Source organism: Magnetospirillum sp. UT-4, assembly GCF_902729435.1.
Lineage (GTDB): Bacteria > Pseudomonadota > Alphaproteobacteria > Rhodospirillales > Magnetospirillaceae > Magnetospirillum.
The window spans coordinates 139849-160432 of the sequence record NZ_CACVCG010000046.1; the positions used below are offsets into that span (position 1 = coordinate 139849).

The 20584-nt window shown below is 70.4% G+C and carries 20 protein-coding genes; 16 read left to right on the forward strand and 4 right to left on the reverse strand.

Going from position 1 to position 20584, the window contains the following annotated elements:
* The first annotated feature begins 2 nt into the window (after positions 1–2).
* The 13 genes from MTBUT4_RS06595 (at position 3) to recN (ending at position 16088) form a co-directional block, all read left to right on the forward strand.
* Positions 3–1907, forward strand: a complete 1905-nt coding sequence (locus tag MTBUT4_RS06595; protein ID WP_173978873.1) for a glycosyltransferase family 41 protein — start codon at positions 3–5, stop codon at positions 1905–1907.
* A gap of 13 nt (positions 1908–1920) precedes the next feature.
* Positions 1921–3897 (forward strand): motility associated factor glycosyltransferase family protein, encoded by a 1977-nt coding sequence (locus MTBUT4_RS06600; protein WP_173978874.1) that lies wholly within the window; start codon positions 1921–1923, stop codon positions 3895–3897.
* 18 nt (positions 3898–3915) lie between these two features.
* The gene (gene pseB / locus MTBUT4_RS06605) at positions 3916–4929 is read left to right on the forward strand and encodes a UDP-N-acetylglucosamine 4,6-dehydratase (inverting) (RefSeq protein ID WP_173978875.1); all 1014 of its coding nucleotides are present in this window, start codon (positions 3916–3918) and stop codon (positions 4927–4929) included.
* On the forward strand, positions 4926–6116 hold the full coding sequence (gene pseC, locus MTBUT4_RS06610) for a UDP-4-amino-4,6-dideoxy-N-acetyl-beta-L-altrosamine transaminase (RefSeq protein WP_173978876.1): 1191 nt from the start codon (positions 4926–4928) through the stop codon (positions 6114–6116). Before pseB ends, pseC begins: the two co-directional genes overlap by 4 nt.
* Complete coding sequence (locus tag MTBUT4_RS06615; protein WP_173978877.1) at positions 6113–6847, forward strand: cytidylyltransferase domain-containing protein; 735 nt, start codon at positions 6113–6115, stop codon at positions 6845–6847. The genes pseC and MTBUT4_RS06615 overlap by 4 nt, the downstream gene beginning before the upstream one ends.
* Positions 6848–6867: 20 nt before the next feature.
* Positions 6868–8277 carry a UDP-2,4-diacetamido-2,4,6-trideoxy-beta-L-altropyranose hydrolase gene (pseG, locus tag MTBUT4_RS06620; protein WP_254434767.1) on the forward strand — a complete coding sequence of 470 codons (1410 nt, stop codon included), beginning with the start codon at positions 6868–6870 and terminating at the stop codon, positions 8275–8277.
* Complete coding sequence (pseI, locus tag MTBUT4_RS06625; protein ID WP_254434768.1) at positions 8274–9353, forward strand: pseudaminic acid synthase; 1080 nt, start codon at positions 8274–8276, stop codon at positions 9351–9353. The genes pseG and pseI overlap by 4 nt, the downstream gene beginning before the upstream one ends.
* Before the next feature lie 2 nt (positions 9354–9355).
* Positions 9356–10087, forward strand: a complete 732-nt coding sequence (locus MTBUT4_RS06630; RefSeq protein WP_173978879.1) for a cytidylyltransferase domain-containing protein — start codon at positions 9356–9358, stop codon at positions 10085–10087.
* Positions 10065–11177, forward strand: coding sequence for a Gfo/Idh/MocA family protein (locus MTBUT4_RS06635; protein WP_173978880.1), 1113 nt, complete (start codon positions 10065–10067; stop codon positions 11175–11177). Before MTBUT4_RS06630 ends, MTBUT4_RS06635 begins: the two co-directional genes overlap by 23 nt.
* Positions 11174–12499: a DegT/DnrJ/EryC1/StrS aminotransferase family protein gene (locus MTBUT4_RS06640; protein WP_173978881.1), complete on the forward strand. Its 1326-nt coding sequence runs from the start codon at positions 11174–11176 to the stop codon at positions 12497–12499. The genes MTBUT4_RS06635 and MTBUT4_RS06640 overlap by 4 nt, the downstream gene beginning before the upstream one ends.
* The gene (locus MTBUT4_RS06645) at positions 12499–13449 is read left to right on the forward strand and encodes a hypothetical protein (RefSeq protein WP_173978882.1); all 951 of its coding nucleotides are present in this window, start codon (positions 12499–12501) and stop codon (positions 13447–13449) included. Before MTBUT4_RS06640 ends, MTBUT4_RS06645 begins: the two co-directional genes overlap by 1 nt.
* Before the next feature lie 133 nt (positions 13450–13582).
* Positions 13583–14413, forward strand: a complete 831-nt coding sequence (locus MTBUT4_RS06650; RefSeq protein WP_173978883.1) for an outer membrane protein assembly factor BamD — start codon at positions 13583–13585, stop codon at positions 14411–14413.
* A gap of 10 nt (positions 14414–14423) precedes the next feature.
* Positions 14424–16088 carry a DNA repair protein RecN gene (gene recN / locus MTBUT4_RS06655; protein ID WP_173978884.1) on the forward strand — a complete coding sequence of 555 codons (1665 nt, stop codon included), beginning with the start codon at positions 14424–14426 and terminating at the stop codon, positions 16086–16088.
* Positions 16089–16137: 49 nt separating this feature from the next.
* On the opposite strand, the gene MTBUT4_RS06660 is transcribed toward recN, so the two are convergent.
* The 3 genes from MTBUT4_RS06660 to MTBUT4_RS06670 form a co-directional block, all read right to left on the reverse strand.
* Positions 16138–16794, reverse strand: a complete 657-nt coding sequence (locus MTBUT4_RS06660; RefSeq protein WP_173978885.1) for an STAS domain-containing protein — start codon at positions 16792–16794, stop codon at positions 16138–16140.
* Positions 16775–18034 (reverse strand): PP2C family protein-serine/threonine phosphatase, encoded by a 1260-nt coding sequence (locus MTBUT4_RS06665; protein ID WP_173978886.1) that lies wholly within the window; start codon positions 18032–18034, stop codon positions 16775–16777. The genes MTBUT4_RS06660 and MTBUT4_RS06665 overlap by 20 nt, the downstream gene beginning before the upstream one ends.
* Positions 18035–18138: 104 nt before the next feature.
* A complete protein-coding gene (locus tag MTBUT4_RS06670) occupies positions 18139–18549 on the reverse strand; it encodes a bacteriohemerythrin (protein ID WP_173978887.1) in 411 nt (136 codons plus the stop codon).
* A 139-nt stretch (positions 18550–18688) separates the two neighbouring features.
* On the opposite strand from MTBUT4_RS06670, the gene MTBUT4_RS19685 reads away from it, so the two are divergent.
* The 3 genes from MTBUT4_RS19685 to cyoE are packed head-to-tail and all read left to right on the forward strand — an operon-like array spanning position 18689 to position 20107.
* Positions 18689–18823, forward strand: a complete 135-nt coding sequence (locus MTBUT4_RS19685) for a hypothetical protein (RefSeq protein ID WP_256367225.1) — start codon at positions 18689–18691, stop codon at positions 18821–18823.
* A 3-nt stretch (positions 18824–18826) separates the two neighbouring features.
* Entirely contained in the window at positions 18827–19246 is a 420-nt protein-coding gene (locus tag MTBUT4_RS06675; protein ID WP_173978888.1) for a DUF420 domain-containing protein, read from the forward strand.
* A 9-nt stretch (positions 19247–19255) separates the two neighbouring features.
* On the forward strand, positions 19256–20107 hold the full coding sequence (gene cyoE, locus MTBUT4_RS06680; RefSeq protein WP_173978889.1) for a heme o synthase: 852 nt from the start codon (positions 19256–19258) through the stop codon (positions 20105–20107).
* Between the two features lie 4 nt (positions 20108–20111).
* Here cyoE and MTBUT4_RS06685 read toward each other — a convergent pair whose 3' ends face one another.
* Positions 20112–20582: a hypothetical protein gene (locus MTBUT4_RS06685; protein WP_173978890.1), complete on the reverse strand. Its 471-nt coding sequence runs from the start codon at positions 20580–20582 to the stop codon at positions 20112–20114.
* Between the last annotated feature and the right edge of the window lie 2 nt (positions 20583–20584).

Below are 20584 nucleotides of genomic sequence, written 5' to 3' on the forward strand. Positions count from 1 at the left end.
ACGTGACCACCGCATCCATCGACATCGCCGCCTTCCTTGACGAGGCGTTCGCCCTGTTCCAGGCCAAGGATTACGCGGCGGCGGTCAAGCTTGCCGACGAAGCGGTCAAGGACGGCAGCGCACCCGCCGAAGGCCTGCTGGTGCGGTCCGTCGCGGCGTATCTTCTCGGCGACCTGGCCGAGGCCTCCCGCATGGCGGCACGGGCGCAGCAAGAGGCACCGGCGGAACGCACGCCCTCGGACATTCAGGCGGTCCTGCTGTCGCTGGCCGGCGACCTGGTCGGGGCGACGTTCGAGCGCAAGATCGCGGCCACCAAGTCGCAGAACCCCGACCTGCTCCGCTTCATCGACCTGCTGCCGGATTTCACCACCGTGTATCTCGGCATCGCGGAACGGCCGCTGATGGCCCGGGGACGGTCGGCGTTCTTCGACGGCGACCTCGACCTTGCCGAGGATTGCTTCAGCCAGCAGCTCCATTTCGAGCCCACCAACCGCGAGGCCCATCTCGCCCTGGCGCAATGCCGCAGCATGCGCGAGGACCCCTGGTCGGCCATCGATTACCTGCGCGTCGCCGCCCACCAGCTTCCCGGTGATGCCAGGGTTCTGGGCGCCCTGGGTTTGGCGCTTGGCGAGATCGGCCAGTCCTCCGAGGCGCTGGCGTGCCATCGCAGCGCCGAATCGGCGGCGCCCGACGATGCCCACCTCGCCGGAATGCACCTGCTCGATCGCCTGCGCGACCCCGCGCAGGCTCCGTCGTCGCTGGCGTCCGGCTTCGCACAGTGGGGGGCGCGATTCGCCTGGAAGACCGCCGATGCCCTTGCGGCCGCACCCCGGAAGACGCGCCGCACCATCGTCTACGTCGTCGGCTCGCGCGGCCTGTCGAGCTGGGGCCAGGCGCTGGCCGAGGTGATCGTCAACCATGATCCCCGCGCCTTCCGGGTCATCGGCTTCGGCCTGGGGTCGCTCAGCCAGCCCTACAACATGTCGTACCAGAAGTGCTTCGACCGCTGGCAGGACACCGCCGGACTGGAACCGCATACCGTCCGCGCCATGCTGAAGGCCGAGGGAGTGGACATCCTGGTCTATTGCGACGGCCTGCACGACCCCGAGATGCTTCGGCTGATGGGCACGCGGATCGCCCCGGTCCAGCTGCTGTGGGGCGACCTGCCCTATGGCTCCGGACTTCCCGCCATCGACGGCCTGGTGACCGACGCCTTCGTCGATGCCGGCGAGGGCAAGCCGCTGGAACCCGCGGCCTGCCTGGATCTTCCCGCCGGCCTTGCCAGGCTGCCCGACAGCTCCGCCCCACGGGCGACGGGCGAATCGGCTGACGCCGTCTTGTTCGCCGCCGACGCGACCATGCGGGAAATCAATCCGGTCACCGTCGAATGGTGGGCGGCTGCGCTGGCCGCGGTGCCGAACGCCACCCTTCTGCTCAAGGACAATGCCTTGAGCTCGCCCCGCGCCGTCGATCGCCTGCTCGGCCTGTTCGGCAATTTCGGCCTTACCCACCGGATCGACGTGATCTCCGGGCAGTCGCGCGCCGACCTGTTCGCCGATGTCGACCTGGTGCTGGGCGCCTTGCCGCTGAGCGGGGCGCAGGTGGCGGCGGACGCCCTGTGGGCGGGCGTTCCCTTCCTCTGCCCGGTGCCGGCCGGCCGCCACGGCCGCGAGGGTGGCGCCCTGCTGCAGGCGCTGGGGTACGGTGACCTGATGCTGGCCGACCGCCCGGCCGCTTTCGGCCGCCTGGCCGCCCACTGGATTGCCGACCAGCCCGGGCGCCGTGCCCTGGCGGCCGAAGCCAGGGATCGCCTGACCTCCGCCCCCGCCCTTGACCCCAGATCCATCTGCGCCGCATTCGAAAAGGCCGTCGACGGCCTGTGGAATGCGGCTGCGGCCAAGGTCTGACCCAGGTAGTCCCATGCGCAAGTCCGAGGTACCGGAGTTCACCCAGCGCAGCCAGCAGGCGCTTAAGGACCTTGTCCCGGGGTTCTGGGCGAAGTGCGAGGCCCGCGCCACCGATTCTCCGCTGATCCGTGACGGCGCGCGCGTCGCCAATATCGACCTCGGCGAGTTGACGCTTTATCCGTACAACGCCGACCTATGGAGCGAGGAGCAGGAGGCGGCCTACTGGAACCACCCGGACCGGCTGGTCTTTTCCGACCCGTGCCAGTGCAACCTGTCCGAGGTTTCCATCGGCCTGCTCAACGACATGATCGTCACCCTGCGCGGTTCGCCCAACGAGGTGTTGTCGCGCGAACCGGTGGTCGATGCCGGATACATGTTCGTGTTCGGTATCGGCCTGGGCTACCACATCCCGAAGCTGGTGGAGCGGGCCTGCTGCCACCGTCTGGTGCTGATCGAGCCGCTGCCGGAATTCGTCCACTATTCCACCGAGGCCATCGATTGGTCCGAGGTGCTGAAGCTTGCAGAAGAGAAGAAGGTCGATATTTCGTTCATAACCGGCGAGTCCCCGGCCGAAATCTGCAAACAGCTGGAAATGCTGGTCGATGAGAAGGGGAACACCTTCTTCGACGGGTCGTATTTCTATAACCACTATTATTCGTGGGCGCTGAAGGAATCCTTCACGCTGTTCAGCAAGGCCATCAAAAACTATTACCTGTCGACCGGATTCTTTGAAGACGAAATCGACATGATGTGGAACACCTACGGCAATTACGTCGCCCACGATTTCCGCATCATCGGGCTGCGGGAAAAGGTGCTGGCATCGCCCATACCCGCCTTCGTCGTCGGCTCCGGCCCGTCCATCGACAATGATATCGAGGATATCCGGCGTCTCAAGGACAAGGCCATCGTGATTTCCTGCGGCACCGGCCTGCGCGTGCTGATGGCCAACGGCATCCGCCCCGACCTTCATGTCGAGATCGAGAACGTCGAGGCCATCTACCGCGCCATCGAGGAATACAAGCGGACCTACGACCTGTCAGGGGTCATCCTGGTCGGATCGTCGACGCTGCGCCCCAAGGTCGCCGAGTATTTCGATGAATTGTGGATGTTCTACCGGACCGGCCTCAGTTCCTCGGCCATCCTTGGCAAGTTCGCCAAACCCATGGGCGGCTCGGCGCCCCTGGTGTCGAATTCGGGCCACGCTTTGGCGGTGTCCCTGGGGTTCCGCGACATCTATCTGTTCGGGGTGGATTGCGGCAAGCCGCGCCACGGCGAGGCGCACCATTCCCGCCACACCGTTTATTTCCAGGACAACTTCAAGGACCTGGAACTGTTGATGGCCGCCGATTTCGAAAACGACCGGGTGCTGCCCGGCAATTTCGGCGGCGAGTTCGTCACCGGCTGGGCCTACGACAGCTCGCGCCTGAACATGGAGCGCCTGCAGCGCCATTACCGCCGCAACCTGTTCAACTGTTCCAATGGCGTCCGCATCGAGGGCACCACGCCCCAGGTCGCGGCCGGCATCGACCTGTCGAATGTCACCACGCCGAAGGCCAAGGTGATGGAGCTGCTGCGTCAGCAACTGCCCCTGTTCGAGCGCGAGAAGTTCCTGCGCGAGCTGGATATGGAGGCCAATATCGGCCACTGCCGCGATTTCATCAAGGAATTCACCGAGTTGTGCGAGGCCGCCCGCACCGAGGACAAGGGGTTCCGCGACTTCAACGCCCGCGTCAAGGACTGGGTCAATCCCAACCTGGACCGCCTGCCCGGAATCCTGATGATGGTGCGCGGATCGCTGTTCTCGATGGTCCGGCTGGGCGCCTTCCTCGGCACTCGCATATGGGACCAGGACTCCCGCGAGGCGTTCTTCCAGGATTTCATCGGCCTCTATCTCAATCGCTGCCTGTCCATGGCCGAGAAAACCATCGCACTGTTCGAAGAGATGGACGCCCGGCGCAACGAAGAACTCGCCAAGCTGCAGCAGCACTGACCGGGAGTTAACGGGTTCATGACCACCCCCTATTATTCCAACTGCGCCGACGTCTCGGGCAAGTCCATCCTGGTCACCGGCGGCACCGGCTCGTTCGGCAAGCGCTTCATCAAGACGGTGCTGGAGCGCTATAGCCCGAAGCGGGTGGTGATCTATTCCCGCGACGAGCTCAAGCAGTACGAGATGGCCCAGGAGTTGGACCCCAAGCAGCATCGGGCCTTGCGCTATTTCATCGGCGACGTCCGCGACCGGGCGCGGCTCGAGATGGCCATGCGCGGCATCGACATCGTCATCCACGCCGCCGCCCTGAAGCACGTGCCGGTGGCCGAATACAACCCCACCGAATGCATCCACACCAACGTCAACGGCGCCGAGAACGTGGTGATGGCGGCCATGCGCGCCGGCGTGAAGCAGGTGGTGGCGCTGTCCACCGACAAGGCGGTCAACCCCATCAACCTGTACGGCGCGTCGAAGCTGGCCTCCGACAAGATCTTCGTCGCCGCCAACAACCTGTCGGCGGGCGAGACCCACTTCTCGGTGGTGCGCTACGGCAACGTGGTCGGCTCGCGTGGCTCGGTGGTACCCCTGTTCCGCCGCCTGGTCGCCGAGGGCGCGCCCAGCCTGCCCATCACCGACCCGCGCATGACCCGCTTCTGGATCACCATCCAGCAGGGCGTCGATTTCGTGCTGTCGTGCCTGACCACCATGCGCGGCGGCGAGGTGTTCGTGCCCAAGATCCCGTCCATGCGCATGCCCGATCTGGCCCGCGCCATGGCGCCGCACCTGCCGCAGCACACCATCGGCATCCGCCCCGGCGAGAAGCTGCACGAGGTGATGATCACCGAGGACCATGCCCGCGACACGGTGGAGCTGCCCGACCGCTACGTCATCGTGCCGTCGCCGTTCTTCTATACCCAGGGCGTGCTGACCGACGGCGCCCTGCCGGTCGAGGACGGTTTCCGCTATGCCAGCGACAACAACACCGAGTGGCTGGATACCGACGGCCTGATGGCCATGCTCGCCCAGCCATGACCGAAGGCGGGCCGCCCTTCCTTCCCTACGGCTGCCAGACCGTCGAGGAGGACGACATCGCCGCGGTGGCCGAGGCATTGCGCTCGGGCTGGCTGACCACCGGCCCCCTGGTCGGGCGCTTCGAGGCGGAATTCGCGAAGACGGTGCAGGCACCCCACGCGGTGGTCTGCGCCAACGGCACTGCCGCCCTGCACCTGGCCATGATGGCCCTGGGCATCGGCCCCGGCGACGCGGTCTGCGTGCCGGCCCTGACCTTCCTCGCCACCGCCAACTGCGCCACCTATGTGGGCGCCGAGGTGGCCTTCGCCGATGTGGATGCCGCCACCGGCCTGATGACGCCCGAGAGCTTCCGCGCCGTCCTCGACGGGCCGCGCGGCGCCCGCGTGCGGGCGGTGATCCCGGTGCACCTCAACGGCCAGGCCGCCGACATGGCCGGCATCGCCGCCCTCGCGCGCCAACGCGGCATCCGCGTGGTCGAGGATGCCTGCCACGCGCTGGGAACCGAGGGGATCGGCGCCTGCTCCCATTCCGACATGGCGGTGTTCTCGCTGCACGCGGTCAAGACCATCACCGCCGGCGAGGGCGGTGTGGTCAGCACCCGCGATCCGGCCCTGGCCGAGGCCCTGGCCCGCCTGCGCAGCCACGGCATGGTGCGCGATGCCGCCCGCTTCGAAAGCGCCGAACTGGCCATGGCCGCCGATGGCGGCGCCAATCCCTGGTACTACGAAATGCCCGAGCCGGGCTTCAACTACCGCCTGCCCGACATCAACTGCGCCCTGGCCCTCAGCCAATTGGGCAAGCTCGATCGCTTCCTCGCCCGCCGCGCCGACCTGGTCGGGCGCTACGATACCCTGCTGGCGCCGCTCGCCCCCAAGCTGCTGCCCATGGCGCGGGCCGGCGGGTCAGGGGCTGTGGGCTGGCACCTTTATGCCGCCCGCTTCGATTTCGACGCCATCGGCCACGACCGCGCCGCCGTGATGAAGGCACTGGCCGGGCGCGGCATCGGCACCCAGGTGCATTACCTGCCGGTCCACCTGCAGCCCTGGTACCGCAAGCGCAACCCCGATCTGGCGCTGCCGGGGGCGCTGGCTTATTACCGCCATTGCCTCAGCCTGCCGCTGTTCCCGAGCCTGACCGACGCCGACCAGGACCGGGTGGTGGCCGCCCTGGCCGAGGTGCTGGCATGACCACCGCGCTGGTGGTGCAGGCCCGCATGGGGTCGTCGCGGCTGCCGGGCAAGGTGCTGATGGACCTGGCCGGGCGCAGCTTCCTGTGGCATTGCCTGGCCCGCTGCGCCGCCACGCCCGGCATCGACGTGGTGGTCTGCGCCACCACCGACTCGCCCGCCGACGACGCGGTGGCCGAGGAGGCGGCGCGCTGCGGCGCCCAGGTGTTCCGTGGCTCCGAGACCGACGTGCTGGCCCGCTACCAGGGCGCCGCCGCCATGGTCGGGGCGAAGACGGTGATGCGGGTCACCTCGGACTGCCCGTTCACCGATCCGGAACTCAACGGCCGGGTGCTGGCGGCGCTGGCGGGTGCCGATTACGCCTGCAACAACATGCCGCCCGGCTGGCCGCACGGCCTCGACTGCGAGGCCTTTCCCTTCGCCCTGCTGCAGCGCGCCGCCGCCGAGGCCGACCAGCCCTTCCAGCGCGAGCACGTCACCCCCTGGATCAGGACCAACGAGACGCTGAAGCGGGTCAACGTGCCTGGTCCCGGCGGTGCCGCGGCGGCCCATCGCTGGACCCTGGACCACCCCGAGGACCGCGACTATTTCCGCGCCGTGCTGGCCCATCTGCCGCCGCCGCCGGCCCTGCCCGGCACCGAGGCGATCCTGGCGGTGCTGGCCGCCCATCCCGAGCTGTCCGCCATCAACGCCGCCCGCGCCGATCACGGGCGGCTGGCGCAGAGCCCGTGAGCCCCCAGGACATGCGCCCCTTGGCGGTCTTCCGCTGCGACGCTTCGGCCGCCATCGGCAGCGGCCACGCCGTGCGATGCCTGACCCTGGCGGCAGCCCTGGAGCAGGCCGGCTGGCGCTCCGCCCTCGCCACGCCGGCCGAGAGCCTGGGGGTGGTGCCCGCCCTTGGCCGCCATCCCCGCATCGACCCCGACGCATCCGCTCCCGCCGACTTGCTGGTGGTCGACCATTACCGCCTGGACGCCGCCTATGAGGGCACCGCCCGCGCCTGGGCGCGGCGCATCCTGGTCCTCGACGACCTTGCCGACCGGACGCACGACTGCGACCTGCTGCTGGACCAGACCCTGGGCCGCCATGCCGCCGACTACCGGCCGCTGGTTCCGCCCGGCTGCCGGGTGCTCACCGGCCCCGCCTTCGCCCTGCTGCGCCCCGACTTCGCCAGCCTGCGCGGGCAGGCGCTGGAGCGCCGCCGCGGCGTGCTGAAGCGGGTGCTGGTGGCCTTCGGCGGCACCGATCCGGGCAACGCCACCGGCCTCGCCCTGGCCGGCATCGCCGCCAGCGGCCTCGACCTCGCGGTGGACGTGGTGCTGGGTCAGGCGGCGCCGCACCTGGAGGCGGTGCGCGCCAGCCTGCCGGCCAACGCCACCCTGCACGTCGGCACCGCACGCATGGCCGAGCTGATGCTGGACGCCGACCTCGCCATCGGCGCCGGCGGCTCCAGCGCCTGGGAGCGCTGCTGCCTGGGGCTGCCCGCCCTGATGATGGTGATCGCCGACAACCAGCGGGCGGTCACCGCCGCCCTGGAGAGGGCGGGGGCCGCGCTGGCCCTGGGCGATGCCGCTTCCCTGTCCGCCGCGGCGGTGGCCGACGCCCTCGGCCACCTGGATGCCGGCGGGCTTGCCACCATGGCCGCCGCCGGCTTCGGCATCTGCGACGGAATGGGGGCCGGCCGCCTGGCGCGGGTGCTGGCCGGCGACGGCGCTGGCGTCCTGACGGTGCGCCCGGCCGAGGAGCGCGACGGCGCCATCCTGTATGGCTGGAAGAACGAGCCGGCGGCGCTGGCCAATTCCTTGTCGCGGACCCTGGTGCCCTGGGCCGACCATCGCGCCTGGTTCGTCGCCAGCCTGACCGGCGACCGCCGCCGCATCTTCATGATCGAGCGGGACGGCGCCGCGCTGGGCGCGGTGCGCTTCGACCTGGGCGATTGCCGCGCCGTGGTGTCGCTGGTGCTGGCCCCCGAAAGCCGTGGCCTCGGCCTCGGCGCCGAGGTGTTGCGGCTGGGGGTGGAGGCCTTCCTCGCCACCCATTCCCTGCCGCTGGACGCCCGGATCCGGATCGACAACGCTCCCAGCCTGAAGGTGTTCGCCCGCAACGGCTTCGTGCCCGGCGGCGATACCGACGGCGTCGTCACCGCTACGAGGTTGCCATGAGCCGCGCCTTGGCCGATTCTAGGGCGATGATCAGCATCGCCGGCCGCCCCATCGGCCCCGACCACCCGCCCTATGTCATCGCCGAAATGTCGGGCAACCACAACGGCGACCTGAACCGCGCGTTCGCCCTGATGGAGGCGGCGAAAGAGGCCGGCGCCGATGCGGTCAAGCTGCAGACCTACACCGCCGACACCATCACCATCGACCATGACGGCCCGGATTTCCTGATCCGCGGCGGGCTGTGGGACGGCAGGCGGCTGTACGATTTGTACCGCGAGGCCCATACCCCGTGGGAGTGGCATCCGGCGTTGTTCGCCAAGGGGCGCGCGCTGGGGCTGGCGGTCTTCTCCACCCCCTTCGACGCCACCGCCATCGACCTGCTGCGCGGCCTCGACGCCCCGGCCTACAAGGTGGCCTCGTTCGAGGTGATCGACACGCCGCTGGTCGCCCGCATCGCTGCGGAAGGCAAGCCGGTGATCCTGTCCACCGGCATGGCCAATCTGGGCGAGATCGAGGCGGCGGTGGCGGCGGCGCGCGGCGCCGGCTGCGCCGACCTGGTCCTGCTCCATTGCGTCAGCGGCTATCCCACCCCGCCCGACCAGGCCAATCTGCGGACCATGCGCCACCTGGCCCGCGCCTTCGGCGCCGTCCCCGGCCTGTCCGACCACACCCACGGCATCGCCGTGTCGGTGGCGGCGGTGGCCCTGGGCGCCTGCGTCATCGAGAAGCACTTCACCCTGCGCCGCGCCGATGGCGGCCCCGATTCGGCGTTTTCGCTGGAGCCCGAGGAGTTGAAGGCGCTGGTCCAGGGCTGCCGCGATGCCTGGGCCGCGCTGGGACAGGTGGATTATTCCCGCAAGGAGGCGGAGGCCGGCAACGCCATCTTCCGCCGCTCGCTCTACGTGGTCACCGACATGGCGGCGGGCGATGCCTTCACCGAGGCCAACCTGCGCTCCATCCGCCCCGGCTTCGGCCTGCCGCCGTCGCTGCTGCCCGAACTGCTGGGGCGCAAGGCGGCAAGGGACCTGAAGCGCGGCACCGCGCTGGCCCATGACATGATTTCGGCGAAGGAGTGAGGATGCGGACGCTTGCCACCATCGAGGCCCGCATGACCTCGTCGCGGCTGCCCGGCAAGGTGCTGAAGCCCTGCCTGGGCCGGCCCATGCTGGCGCTGATGGTGGAGCGGCTGCGACGGGTGCCGGCGCTGGACGGCATCGTCGTCGCCACCACCACCAACGCCACCGACGATCCCATCGAGGCGCTGGCGGCCGAACTGGGCATCGGCTGCTTCCGCGGCTCCGAGGACGACGTCATGGCCCGGGTGCTGGGGGCGGCGCAGGCGCACCATATCGACGTCATCGTCGAGCTGACCGGCGACTGCCCGCTGATCGACCCGGCCATCGTCGAGGAGTGCATCCTGGCCTACCGGGCGGCCGGAGTGGACTATCTCTCCAACGTGCTGGAGCGGACCTATCCCATCGGCATGGACACCCAGGTCTTCGCCACCCGGGTGCTGGCCGACGCCTTCGCCCGCACCGACGACCCGCAAGACCACGAACACGTCAGCCTGTTCCTCTACCGCCACCCCGAGCTTTATACGCTGAAGGGCCTGACGGCGCCGCCGGAGCTGACCGATCCCGAGCTGCGCCTGACCCTGGACACCGCCGACGACTACACCGTCATCACCGCCCTGTTCGAGCGCCTGCACCCCAAGGACCCCGCCTTCCCCTTGGCCGCCATGCTGGCCGAGCTGAAGGCTGACCCGGCCCTTCGCGCCATCAATTCCCATGTCCGCCACCGCTACGTCTGAGCCCCTTCGCGCCCTCGTCATCGGCTGCGGCGCGGTGGCCGGCGGCTATGACGCGGCACGCGGCCTGTCCCCCGATGGCGAGGTGCTGAGCCACGCCCGCGCCTACGGGCTGCATCCGGGCTTCCGCCTGGTCGCTTGCATCGAGCCCGATGCCGCGCGGCGGGCGGAATTCATGGCCGCGTGGGGCATTCCGCACGGATTCGCATCGCTGGCCGAGTGCGATGTTCCGTTCGACGTCGCCAGCGTCTGTGTGCCGACGGAGGCGCATGTGGAGACGCTGGAGCGGTTGCTGGCAGCCCCCCCACCCCAACCCTCCCCCGCGAGGGGGGAGGGGGCATTCTTTTCTTCACCCTCCCCCCTCGCGGGGGAGGGTTGGGGTGGGGGGGCCGCGCGCACCCTGCGCGCCGTCTGGTGCGAAAAGCCCCTCTCCCTCGACCTCGCCGCCGCGACCCGGCTGGTCGAGGCGTACCGCGCCGCCGGCGTGCTGCTGGCGGTGAACTACATGCGGCGCTGGGACCCCGACATGGTCGCCTTGAGGGACGACATCGCCAGCGGCCGGCTGGGCCGGCTGCAATCGGCCTTCGGGCGCTACACCAAGGGCATCGCCACCAATGGCAGCCACATGCTCGACCTGCTGGCGTTCCTCACCGGCGCCCCCCTGGCGCCGCTGGCGGTGCATCGCCGCCTCGACGACTTCTCCGCCGACGACCCGACCCTGACCGCCACCCTGGCCACCGCCGACGGCGCCCCGGTGCAGCTGGCCGGGCTGGACCGCGCCGCCTTCACCGTGTTCGAGCTGGATCTGGCCTTCGAGCGGGCGCGGGTGACCATCGAGGAGTCCGGCTACCGCATGCGCCGCCAGGCGGTGGTGGACAACCCGCGCTATCCCGGCTACCGCATGCTGGAGGCGGCCGAGTCCCGCCCCACCGGGCTGGGCCGCGCCTTCCTGTCGGCCGCCGACAACATCCACCGCGCCGTCACCGCCGGGGCGCCGCTGGCCTCGGACGGCGCCTCGGCGCTGGCGGTCCAGTCCCTGTGCGCCGGGCTGACCGGCATGGCCGCCCACCTGCCCTGGGGAGAAACCCGATGAGTACCCTGGCCCTGCTGGGCGGCACGCCGGTGCGCGACCGCCTGTTCCCCGCCTACAAGGTGATCGGCCCCGAGGAGGTCGAGGCCGCCAAGGCGGTGCTGGACAGCGGCATCCTGTCCAAGTTCCTGGGGACCTGGCACGCCGATTTCTACGGCGGCCCCGAGGTGCAGGCGTTCGAGGCGGAATGGGCGGCGGCGTTCAAGGCCGGCTTCGCGGTCAGCGTCAATTCCGCCACCAGCGGCCTTTATGCCGCGGTCGGCGCGGCCGGGGTGGGGCCGGGCGACGAGGTCATCGTCTCGCCCTACACCATGAGCGCCTCGGCGGCGGCGGCGCTGGTCTACAACGCGGTGCCGGTGTTCGCCGACATCGATCCCGCCACCTACTGCCTGTCGGCCGAGACCATCCGCGCCCGCCTGACCCCGCGCACCAGGGCGGTGGTGGTGGTCCACATCTTCGGCCAGAGCGCCGACATGGACCCGATCATGGCGCTGGCCGCCGAGCATGGCCTGACCGTCATCGAGGACTGCGCCCAGGCCCCCTTCGCCACCTACCGGGGCCGCCCGGTGGGCACGCTGGGCCACATGGGGGTGTTCAGCCTCAACTACCACAAGCACATCCATACCGGCGAAGGCGGGGTGGTCACCACCAACGACGAGCGGCTGGCCGAGAAGCTGCAGTTGATCCGCAACCATGCCGAGGCGGTGCTGGCGGCCAAGGGCGGGACTGCCGACCTGGTCAACATGATCGGCTTCAACTACCGCCTGGGCGAGATCGAGGCGGCCATCGGCCGCTCGCTGCTGAAGAAGGGTCCGGCCCTGATCGCCCAGCGCCGGGCCAACGTCGCCGCCATCGAGGCCGGGCTGGCCGGCATCGACTTCCTGACCATGCCCACGGTCGGGCCGGGCAACGAACACGTCTATTACGTCCACGTGCTGGGCTACGACGCGGCGCGCGCCGGAGTGAAGCGCGACACCTTCGTCCGCGCCCTGAAGGCCGAGCTGAAGCCCTGCGAGCTGCGCGAGGGCGAGGGTCCGCTGGTCGGCCAGGGCTACGTCAAGCCCCTCTACCTGCAACCCATTTACCAGCAGCGCATCGGCTATGGCACCACCGGCTGTCCCTTCACCTGCCCCCATTACGGCGGCACGGTGTCCTACGCCCCCGGCCTGTGCCCCAACGTCGAGCACGCCCACGCCACAATCATCACCCATGAGCTGATGCGCCCGCCCATCACCCAAGCCGACATCGCCGACGTGGTCGCCGCCTTCCACAAGGTGGCCGACAACCTGTCGGCCTTGCGCGACTGGGAGCGGGCGCAAGGCTGATGGCGACACTGCTGCTGGCCGCCCACGACCCCGGCGGCGCCCGCGTCCTGCTGGCGGCGGCGCCCGAGCTGCGGCGGCGCGGCCATGCCCTGGCGTTCCTGCCGGCCGGGCCGGCGGCGGCGATCTGGGCGTCGGAAGCCCTTGTGGCCGAAGCCGGTTCCGCCGACCTGCTGCTGACCGGCACCAGCTTCCATTCCGGCTTCGAGAAGGCGCTGTGGCGCTGGGCCGCCGAGCGCGGCATGCCCAGCCTGGCGCTGCTGGATGCCTGGACCAACCTGGACATCCGCTTCGACGACGGCCCCCCCGATTGCATCGGGGCCATCGACCATGGCCAGCGGGCCGAGCTGGTGTCGCGGCCGTGGTGCGATTGCCGGGTGTCGGTCACCGGCCAGGCCCATCTGCAGGCGGTGGCGGCGGGGCTGGCGTCACGGCGGACCGGGCGGCGCAACCAGCCGCCGCTGCTGGTCTATTTCAGCGAACCCGTAAGCCTGGATTACCCCGGCGCCGCCTCGCCCGGCTACGACCAGGTCTCGGTGCTGCGGGCCGTCGCCGCCGCCCTGCCGCCCTGCCGCCTGGTGGTGCGGCCCCATCCCCGCGACGATGTGGAGGCGTGGCGGGCGGCGCTGCCGCCGGGGGTGGAACTGGGCGGCGACACCGAGACCCTGCTGGCCGAGGCCGACGCGGTGGTGGGCATGCACACCATGGTGCTGATCGAGGCCGCCCTGGGCGGCATCCCGGTGCTGGCGGTGCAGCCCGGCCGCACCCGCCGCATCAACCCGGTGATCGAGGAGGCGGCCGCCATCCCGGTGGTCACCGCACCGGACGATCTCGCCCCCGCCCTCGCCCGCCTGCTCTCCGGCGCCCCGCCCGCCCCCTGCCCGCTGGCGGCGGCGGTGGCCGGCTCGGACCGCAAGGTGGCGGACGCGGTGGCCATGCTGACACCACTTTAACCCCCTCCCCCTGGTGGGGAGAGCCGGGGTGGGGGGCTACGGTCGGGGGCTGTCCCATGCCCCTCTTCCCCCCGTCCCCGCCCGTGCTATAGTCCAGCCGCAAGCGTGACCCGCGTCCGTTCCAAGGATCAGCATGACCCCTTCCCGTTCCGCCCCCCGCCTCCCGCGCCGCGGCGCGTTCGCGCTGGCCGTCCTTCTTGTCCTGGCCGCCTGCGCCGACAAGACCGAGGACTATGTCGAGCGCCCGGTGGAAGAGCTCTACAACGAGGCCATGGACTTCGTGGACAAGAGCGAATACTACAAGGCCGCCAAGGCCTTCGAGGAAGTGGAGCGACAGCATCCCTACTCGGTCTGGGCGACCAAGGCGCAGCTGATGAGCGCCTATGCCCTGTACGAGCGCAACAAGTACGACGACGCGCTGGTGGCGCTGGACCGCTTCATCCAGCTCCATCCCGGCAACAGGGACACCGCCTACGCCTATTACCTCAAGGGTCTGTGCTATTACGAGCAGATCACCGACGTCCACCGCGACCAGAAGATCACCGAGATGGCGCTGAAGTCGCTGCAGGAGGTGGTCGACCGCTTCCCCGCCTCGTCCTATGCCCGCGACGCCAAGCTGAAGGTCGACCTCACCCGCGACCACCTGGCCGGCAAGGAAATGGCCATCGCCCGCTACTACCATACCCGCAGCCAGTGGCTGGCGGCGCTGAACCGCTACAAGGCGGTGGTCGAGCAGTACCAGACCACCAGCCACGTGCCCGAGGCGCTGCACCGCATGGTCGAGATCTACCTGGCCATCGGCGTGCCCGAGGAGGCGAAAAAGGCCGCTGCCGTGCTGGGCCACAATTTCCCCGGCAGCGACTGGTACGAGGACACCTTCGCCATGGTCAATACCGGCAAGTCGGCGGTCAAGGCCAAGAAGGAGGCCGAGGGCTCGTCGGGCTGGTTCGGCTGGCTGTGGTGAGGGCGGCGGCGTGCTGCAACGGCTGGCGATCCGCGATGTCGTCCTGATCGAGAAGCTGGACCTCGCCTTCGCCCCCGGCTTGTCGGTGTTCACCGGCGAGACCGGCGCCGGCAAGTCCATCCTGCTCGATTCGCTGTCGCTGGCGCTGGGGGCGCGTGCCGATTCCGCCCTGGTCCGCCATGGCGCCGCCCAGGCCAGCGTGATCGCCGAGTTCGATCCCCCCGCCGGCCATCCCGCCCGACTCCTCGCCGCCGAGCAGGACATCGAGGTCGGCGGCGATCCCTTGCTGCTGCGCCGGGTGGTCACCGCCGACGGCCGCTCGCGCGCCTATGTCAACGACCAGCCGGTCAGCGTCGGCCTGCTGCGCCGCATCGGCGACGAGCTGGTGGAGATTCACGGCCAGTTCGAAAGCCACGGCCTGCTGGACGCCACCACCCACCGGCCGGTGCTGGACGCCTTCGCCGGGTCCGAGACCGGGCTGACCCGCACCCGCGCCGCGTGGCGCGAATGGCGGGCGGCGGCGGCATTGCGGGCCGAGGCCGAGGCCATGTTGAAGCGCGCCCGCGCCGAAGAGGACGAGCTGCGCCACGCCTTCGACGAGCTGGCCGGCCTGGCCCCCAGGCTGGGCGAGGAGGCCGAGCTGGCGGAGAGCCGGGCGATGATGCAGCACGGCGAGAAGCTGATCGAGGCCATGAACACGGCCAGCGCCGCCCTGACCCGCAGCGGCGAGGTGGAAGCGTCGCTGCGCAGTGCCCAGCGGGCGCTGGAGCGGGTCGCCGAGCGGGCCGGAGGACGCCTGGACGGGGTGATCGCCGCCCTCGAGCGCGCCGCCATCGAGGCCGCCGAGGCCAATGCCCTGCTGGAGCGCGCCTCGGCCGAGATCGACGTCGATCCCCGCCACCTGGAGCGGGTCGAGGAGCGCCTGTTCGCCTTGCGCGCCGCCGCCCGCAAGCACGGGACCGAAGTGGACGGGCTGGCCCGCCTGAAGGACGAGCTGGGCCGCCGGCTGGCCGCCCTGGACGGCGGCGGCGACGACCTCGCCCGCCTGGCCAAGGCCGAACAGGCCGCCCGCGCCGCCTATATGGAGGCCGCCCGCTCCCTGTCGGCCCGCCGCAGCGAGGCGGCGGGACGGCTGGACTCGGCGGTGGCGACCGAACTGGGGCCGCTGAAACTGGACCGCGCCCGCTTCGCCACCCGGGTCGAGGCCCTGGACGAGACCGCCTGGGGTCCCGACGGCCTGGACCGGGTCGAGTTCCTGGTCGCCACCAATCCCGGCACGCCGCCGGCGCCGCTGGGCAAGGTCGCCTCGGGCGGCGAGCTGTCGCGCTTCATGCTGGCGCTGAAGGTGGTGCTGGCCGGCACCTCGCCCATCCCCACCATGGTCTTCGACGAGGTCGATTCCGGCATCGGCGGCGCCGTGGCGGCGGCGGTGGGCGAGCGGCTGGACCGCCTGGGCGGACAGGTCCAGGTGCTGGTGGTGACCCACTCGCCGCAGGTGGCCGCCCGCGGCAGCAGCCATTACCGGGTCGCCAAGGGCGATGCCGGCGGCAAGGTGCTGACCAGCGTGGCGGTGCTGGGCGAGGCGGAACGGCGCGAGGAGATCGCCCGCATGCTGGCCGGCGAAACCGTCACCGACCAGGCCCGCGCCGCGGCGCAGTCGCTGCTGGGTGTCTGAGGGTCCAGCCCGTTTCCGCCGCAAGCGGAGAAGGGAGGCCGCGGACGGTTCAGCTGACCGGCATCACCAGGTCGACGGCGGCGATGCGCAGCAGGTCCTTGACGCGGGCGGTGGCGTTGACCAGCTCGACGGTGGCGCCGACCTGGCGGGCCTCGTCATTGGCCACCAGGATCAGCGACAGCCCGCCGGAATCCATATAGGTCAGGTTGGCGAGATCGATGATGAAGCGGCTGCCCGAGGCCAGCTCGGCGATGGACTTGATGACCACCAGGAATTTCGCCTGTTCGCTGACGGTGAAGCGGCCGCCGAGGGCGACGCCGTGCTGCGGCGACGGCAGCGGCCGGATGGACAGGTGGTCGGGGGCGCTGGCGGTGACGGCGTGGGTGGGTGCCCCGCTGGCCAGCGGCGGGTCGAACGGCAGTTCGGTCAGCAGCCCCATGTGCTCGAACAGGTCGCGCACCGGCTGGGCGGGACTGGCGAAGGTGAGGGGCACCCCGCGCCGCTCGGCCTCGTCCCGGGCCAGCAGCATCAGCCCGACACCGAAGGAATCCAGATAGTCCAGCCCGGCCAGGTTCAGCGTGATCGCGCCTTTCGCCTCCGCCATTCCAGCGACGATGCCGCTGAACGCTTCGTTGTCGCGAAAAGTCAGCCGGCCGATCAGGAAATAGGTCCGCCCCTTACCGTCCTCAGTGATCCGAAATTCCATCCACAACTCCCCCAATACGACCGACCCAAACCGCAGTCAGGTCGTCTTCCAGCGGCTGCACCACGGCATCTAAGAATCGCTCCAATATATCCTGAACCACGCCCCCCGTCCTCCCCATACTGAGGCCCACATGGGCGGCCAGGCGATCCTCGCCGAACGGCCGGCCGGCGCGGTCGTGGGCTTCGGTGAAGGCGTCGCTGTACAGGAACAGCGCGACACCGGCCGGGAAGGGCGAAGCGTGGGCGGTGTATTCCGCCCCGCCGCTCATGCCCAGCGGCAGCCCGCGGGTGTTCAGCCGCTGCAACTGATGCTCGGTGACCAGGAAGGGCGGCGGCGCCCCAGCCCCGGACCAGGTCAGGGTGTCGGCGGCGGTGTCGATGCAGCCGGCGAACATGGTGGCGAACTGCCCGCGGGGCAACAGCTCGACCAGCGCCTGGTTGAGGCTGTGCAGCAGCAGGGCGGGGTCGTCGGCAAGGTCGGCGTGGTGGCCCATCAGGGTATGCAGGCGGAAGACGTTGAGGGCGGCGCTGACGCCGTGCCCGGCGAAATCGAAGGAATACACCGTCACCCGCCCGCTTCCGGCGTTGAGCAGGCCCCACAGGTCGCCGCCGATGGAGGAGGAGGGCTGGAAATGGCTTTCCACCCTGAGCCCCACCGAGTCCAGCTGCGCCTTCATTTTGGGGCAGCGCGGCAGCAGGTCGAACTGCATGGCCCGGGCGGCGTCCAACTCGGCCTGGACCTTGTTGCGTTCCTCGGTCAGGCGGTCGAACAGCTCCTGACGCTCGACCTCGGCATGCTTGCGGGTGATGGCGTAGCGGATGGCGCGCACCACGGTGCCGCCGGCGTCGTTGCCCTTGACCAGATAGTCCTGGGCGCCGGCCTGAAGGGCGTGGTCGGCGAAGGCCGGGTCGTCGAGACCGGTCATCACCACGATGGGCAGGGTCGGCGCCGCCGCCTGCATGCGCGCCAGCGTGGTCATGCCGAAGGCGTCGGGCAGGTTGAGGTCGAGCAGCACCACGTCGTAGGTCTCGATGGCCAGCATGCCGAGCGCCGCCGCCAGACTTTCCACCGTCGACAGGGCGAAGCGGCCGCGCAGTTCCTCGGCCAGGGCGAGACGCATCAGCGTGGCGTCGCCCGGATCGTCCTCGACCAGCAAAATCCGCAGCTTGGCCTCGGAATCGAGGATTGCGCCGATGGCGTCGCGGGGCGCGACGGCCGGTGCGAGGGCTGCCTGACTCATACTCGACTCCGAAAATATGACGTCAGTATGCCCGTAACCGGGCCTTGCGTCCAGAGGGGGGCAAATAAACCTGGAGACGAAACCCATGGTTTTTCATGGGAGACTTAGCGGTTGCCTCTGGTGTTGAGGAAGGGGCCGTAGGCCTTGTCCATCTCCAGGGTGTGGGTGACGATCCAGCCGTGCAGGAACTCCAGCGCGTCGGCGCCGGGGCAGGCGGCGCGGCCGTGCTCGATCTCCTCGCGCATGCGCGACAGCCCCAGCACCAACTGGTCGTGGGCCGCCTCGTGGGCGCCGGTTCCGGGATAGCCGGCGGCGCGCATGGCTTCCTCCTCGCGGCGGAAATGGTCGTTGGCATAGGACAGCAGGCGATCGAGGACGCCCTTGACCTCGGCCGCTCCCGCCCCGGTGCCGCAGACGGCGAACAGTTCGTTGTAAAGGCCCAGAAGATGTTCGTGGTCGCGGTCGAACTCGTCGACCCCGACCGCCATCGACGGGTCCCAGTGCAAGGTCCTCATGCGGCCCCTCCCGGTGCGCTTGAGTGGTCCGCCCGCTCCAAGAACGAAGCATAGCGAGTCTAGGCTGGGTCAGGCCATAAAATCGACTCGCCGGAAGGCCGGGTTTCCCTGCCGCCGCGTCCCCCCATATGGCAGGGCGATGGAACCGCCCGCATCCGCTCCCTGCCGCCCTCCGCGCTGGCGCCTGCTGGCCACCCTGGCCGTGCTGGCGGCGGTGGCCGCGCTGGCCTACGCCGCCGCCCTGCTGCGCTTCGCCGCCATGCTGGGGAACTGAGCCGTGACCGCCCAGGACCTGCCGCACCTGACCGCCGGCCTCAACGCCCTGACCCTGGTGCTGCTGCTGGCCGGTCTGGCGGCCATCCGCGCCGGCCGGCGGGGTCGCCATCGCGGCTTCATGCTGGCGGCTGCCGCCGCCTCGGCGGCCTTCCTGGTGGTCTACGTGGTCTATCACCTGTCGGCGCCCATCTTCCAATTCCGCGGCGAGGGCATGCTGCGGCCGTTCTACTACACCCTGCTGGTCAGCCATGTGGTCCTGGCCGCATTGGTGGCGCCGCTGGCGGCGGTGACCCTGTGGCGGGGCTGGAGCGGCCAGACCAAGCGCCACCGCCGCATCGCCCGCTGGACGCTGCCGCTGTGGCTGTATGTCGGCGTCTCGGGGCTGGCGGTCTACGCCATGCTCTACCACCTCGTGCCATAGGAGCCGCCTTTGACCTTCCGCCAGGTTTCGGAACTGGTGAAGCTGCGCATCGGCATCATGATCGCCGCCACCGCGGTGACCGGCTACGCCGCCGTCGCCGACGAACTGCGGACGGCGCCGGCGCTGCTGCTGGCCCTGGCCATGCTGCTGGGCTCTGGCGCCGCGGCGCTGTTCAACCACGTCTGCGACCGCGACATCGACCGCCTGATGAGCCGCACCCGCGCCCGCCCGCTGGCCACCGGCCTGGTCCGGCCCGCCGACGCGCTGGGCCTGGCCGGGCTGCTGATGGCCACCGCCATGACGGTGGCGGTGCTGGCCTTCAACTGGGTGGTGGCGTTGCACCTGTTCCTCGGCGCCTTCGTCTACGGCATCGTCTACACGGTGTGGCTGAAGCGGCGCACCTGGCTCAACATCGTGGTCGGCGGCGCCGCCGGCAGCTTCGCCGTGCTGGCCGGCGCGGCGGCGGTCGAGCCGACCCGCTGGCTGCTGCCGGCGCTGCTGGCGGTGACCCTGTTCCTGTGGACGCCCAGCCATTTCTGGTCGCTGGCCATCCTGCTGGCCGACGACTACCGCGCCGCGCGGGTGCCGATGCTGCCGGTGGTGGCCGGCATCGGGCGCACCGCCTGGGCCATCCTGTTCAACTCGGTCCTGCTGGTGGCCTCGTCGCTGGCGCCGTGGCTGCTGGGCGTGGCCGGCCCCGCCTATGCCATCGCCGCCGGGGCGGCCGGCCTGCTGCTGCTCGGGCTCAACCTGGCGCTGGCGCTGCGGCCCGGGCGCAAGCTGGCGGGCTGGAACTTCGCCGCCTCGATCCCCTACCTGCTGGTGCTGTTCGCCGGAATCGTCGTCGATCGGCACTGGTAGGGGGTTACCGGGTTACCCGCTCCAGCCTGCCGCTTTCGACCAGGTCCGAGGTGGCGGCCGCCGCCCGCAGGAAGGCGCGCACCGCGTCCGGGCTGCCGCCCAGGCGGTCCACCGGGCCGGGGCGCAGCGCCACCCCGTGGGCCTTGGCCAGCCGCGCCGCGCCGTCCTTGCCCGGCATGTAGAACACCACCGCGTCGCCCTGCACCGCCGCCAGCAGGGCGATGTGGCGCCCGGCGGCGTAATCGGCCAGCAGCAGGCCGCCGGCCAGTGTCTCGACCCGCACCGTGCCGCCCTCGCCCAGCCGGTACAGCCCGGCGGTTTGGTCCCAGGCCAGGGTCACCACCTGGCCGTCGGCGCGGCGGTAGCTGCCGTCGGCGACGCCCTCGACCCGCCGGCCGCGCTCCACCACCGGCCCGTCCACCTCGTAGCAGGCGGCGAGCAGCAGGGTGACCAGCAGGGTGGCGAGGGCGCGCATGG

Coding starts and splice junctions, on each gene's coding strand:
- pseC (WP_173978876.1), top strand. CDS start 4,926: ATGACCGAAGGCGGGCCGCCCTTCCTTCCCTACGGCTGCCAGACCGTC.
- MTBUT4_RS06635 (WP_173978880.1), top strand. CDS start 10,065: ATGTCCGCCACCGCTACGTCTGAGCCCCTTCGCGCCCTCGTCATCGGC.
- MTBUT4_RS06670 (WP_173978887.1), bottom strand. CDS start 18,549: ATGAGGACCTTGCACTGGGACCCGTCGATGGCGGTCGGGGTCGACGAG.
- MTBUT4_RS19685 (WP_256367225.1), top strand. CDS start 18,689: ATGGAACCGCCCGCATCCGCTCCCTGCCGCCCTCCGCGCTGGCGCCTG.
- MTBUT4_RS06665 (WP_173978886.1), bottom strand. CDS start 18,034: ATGAGTCAGGCAGCCCTCGCACCGGCCGTCGCGCCCCGCGACGCCATC.
- pseI (WP_254434768.1), top strand. CDS start 8,274: ATGAGCCGCGCCTTGGCCGATTCTAGGGCGATGATCAGCATCGCCGGC.
- MTBUT4_RS06650 (WP_173978883.1), top strand. CDS start 13,583: ATGACCCCTTCCCGTTCCGCCCCCCGCCTCCCGCGCCGCGGCGCGTTC.
- MTBUT4_RS06600 (WP_173978874.1), top strand. CDS start 1,921: ATGCGCAAGTCCGAGGTACCGGAGTTCACCCAGCGCAGCCAGCAGGCG.
- MTBUT4_RS06685 (WP_173978890.1), bottom strand. CDS start 20,582: ATGCGCGCCCTCGCCACCCTGCTGGTCACCCTGCTGCTCGCCGCCTGC.
- pseB (WP_173978875.1), top strand. CDS start 3,916: ATGACCACCCCCTATTATTCCAACTGCGCCGACGTCTCGGGCAAGTCC.
- MTBUT4_RS06615 (WP_173978877.1), top strand. CDS start 6,113: ATGACCACCGCGCTGGTGGTGCAGGCCCGCATGGGGTCGTCGCGGCTG.
- MTBUT4_RS06640 (WP_173978881.1), top strand. CDS start 11,174: ATGAGTACCCTGGCCCTGCTGGGCGGCACGCCGGTGCGCGACCGCCTG.
- MTBUT4_RS06660 (WP_173978885.1), bottom strand. CDS start 16,794: ATGGAATTTCGGATCACTGAGGACGGTAAGGGGCGGACCTATTTCCTG.
- MTBUT4_RS06645 (WP_173978882.1), top strand. CDS start 12,499: ATGGCGACACTGCTGCTGGCCGCCCACGACCCCGGCGGCGCCCGCGTC.
- MTBUT4_RS06630 (WP_173978879.1), top strand. CDS start 9,356: ATGCGGACGCTTGCCACCATCGAGGCCCGCATGACCTCGTCGCGGCTG.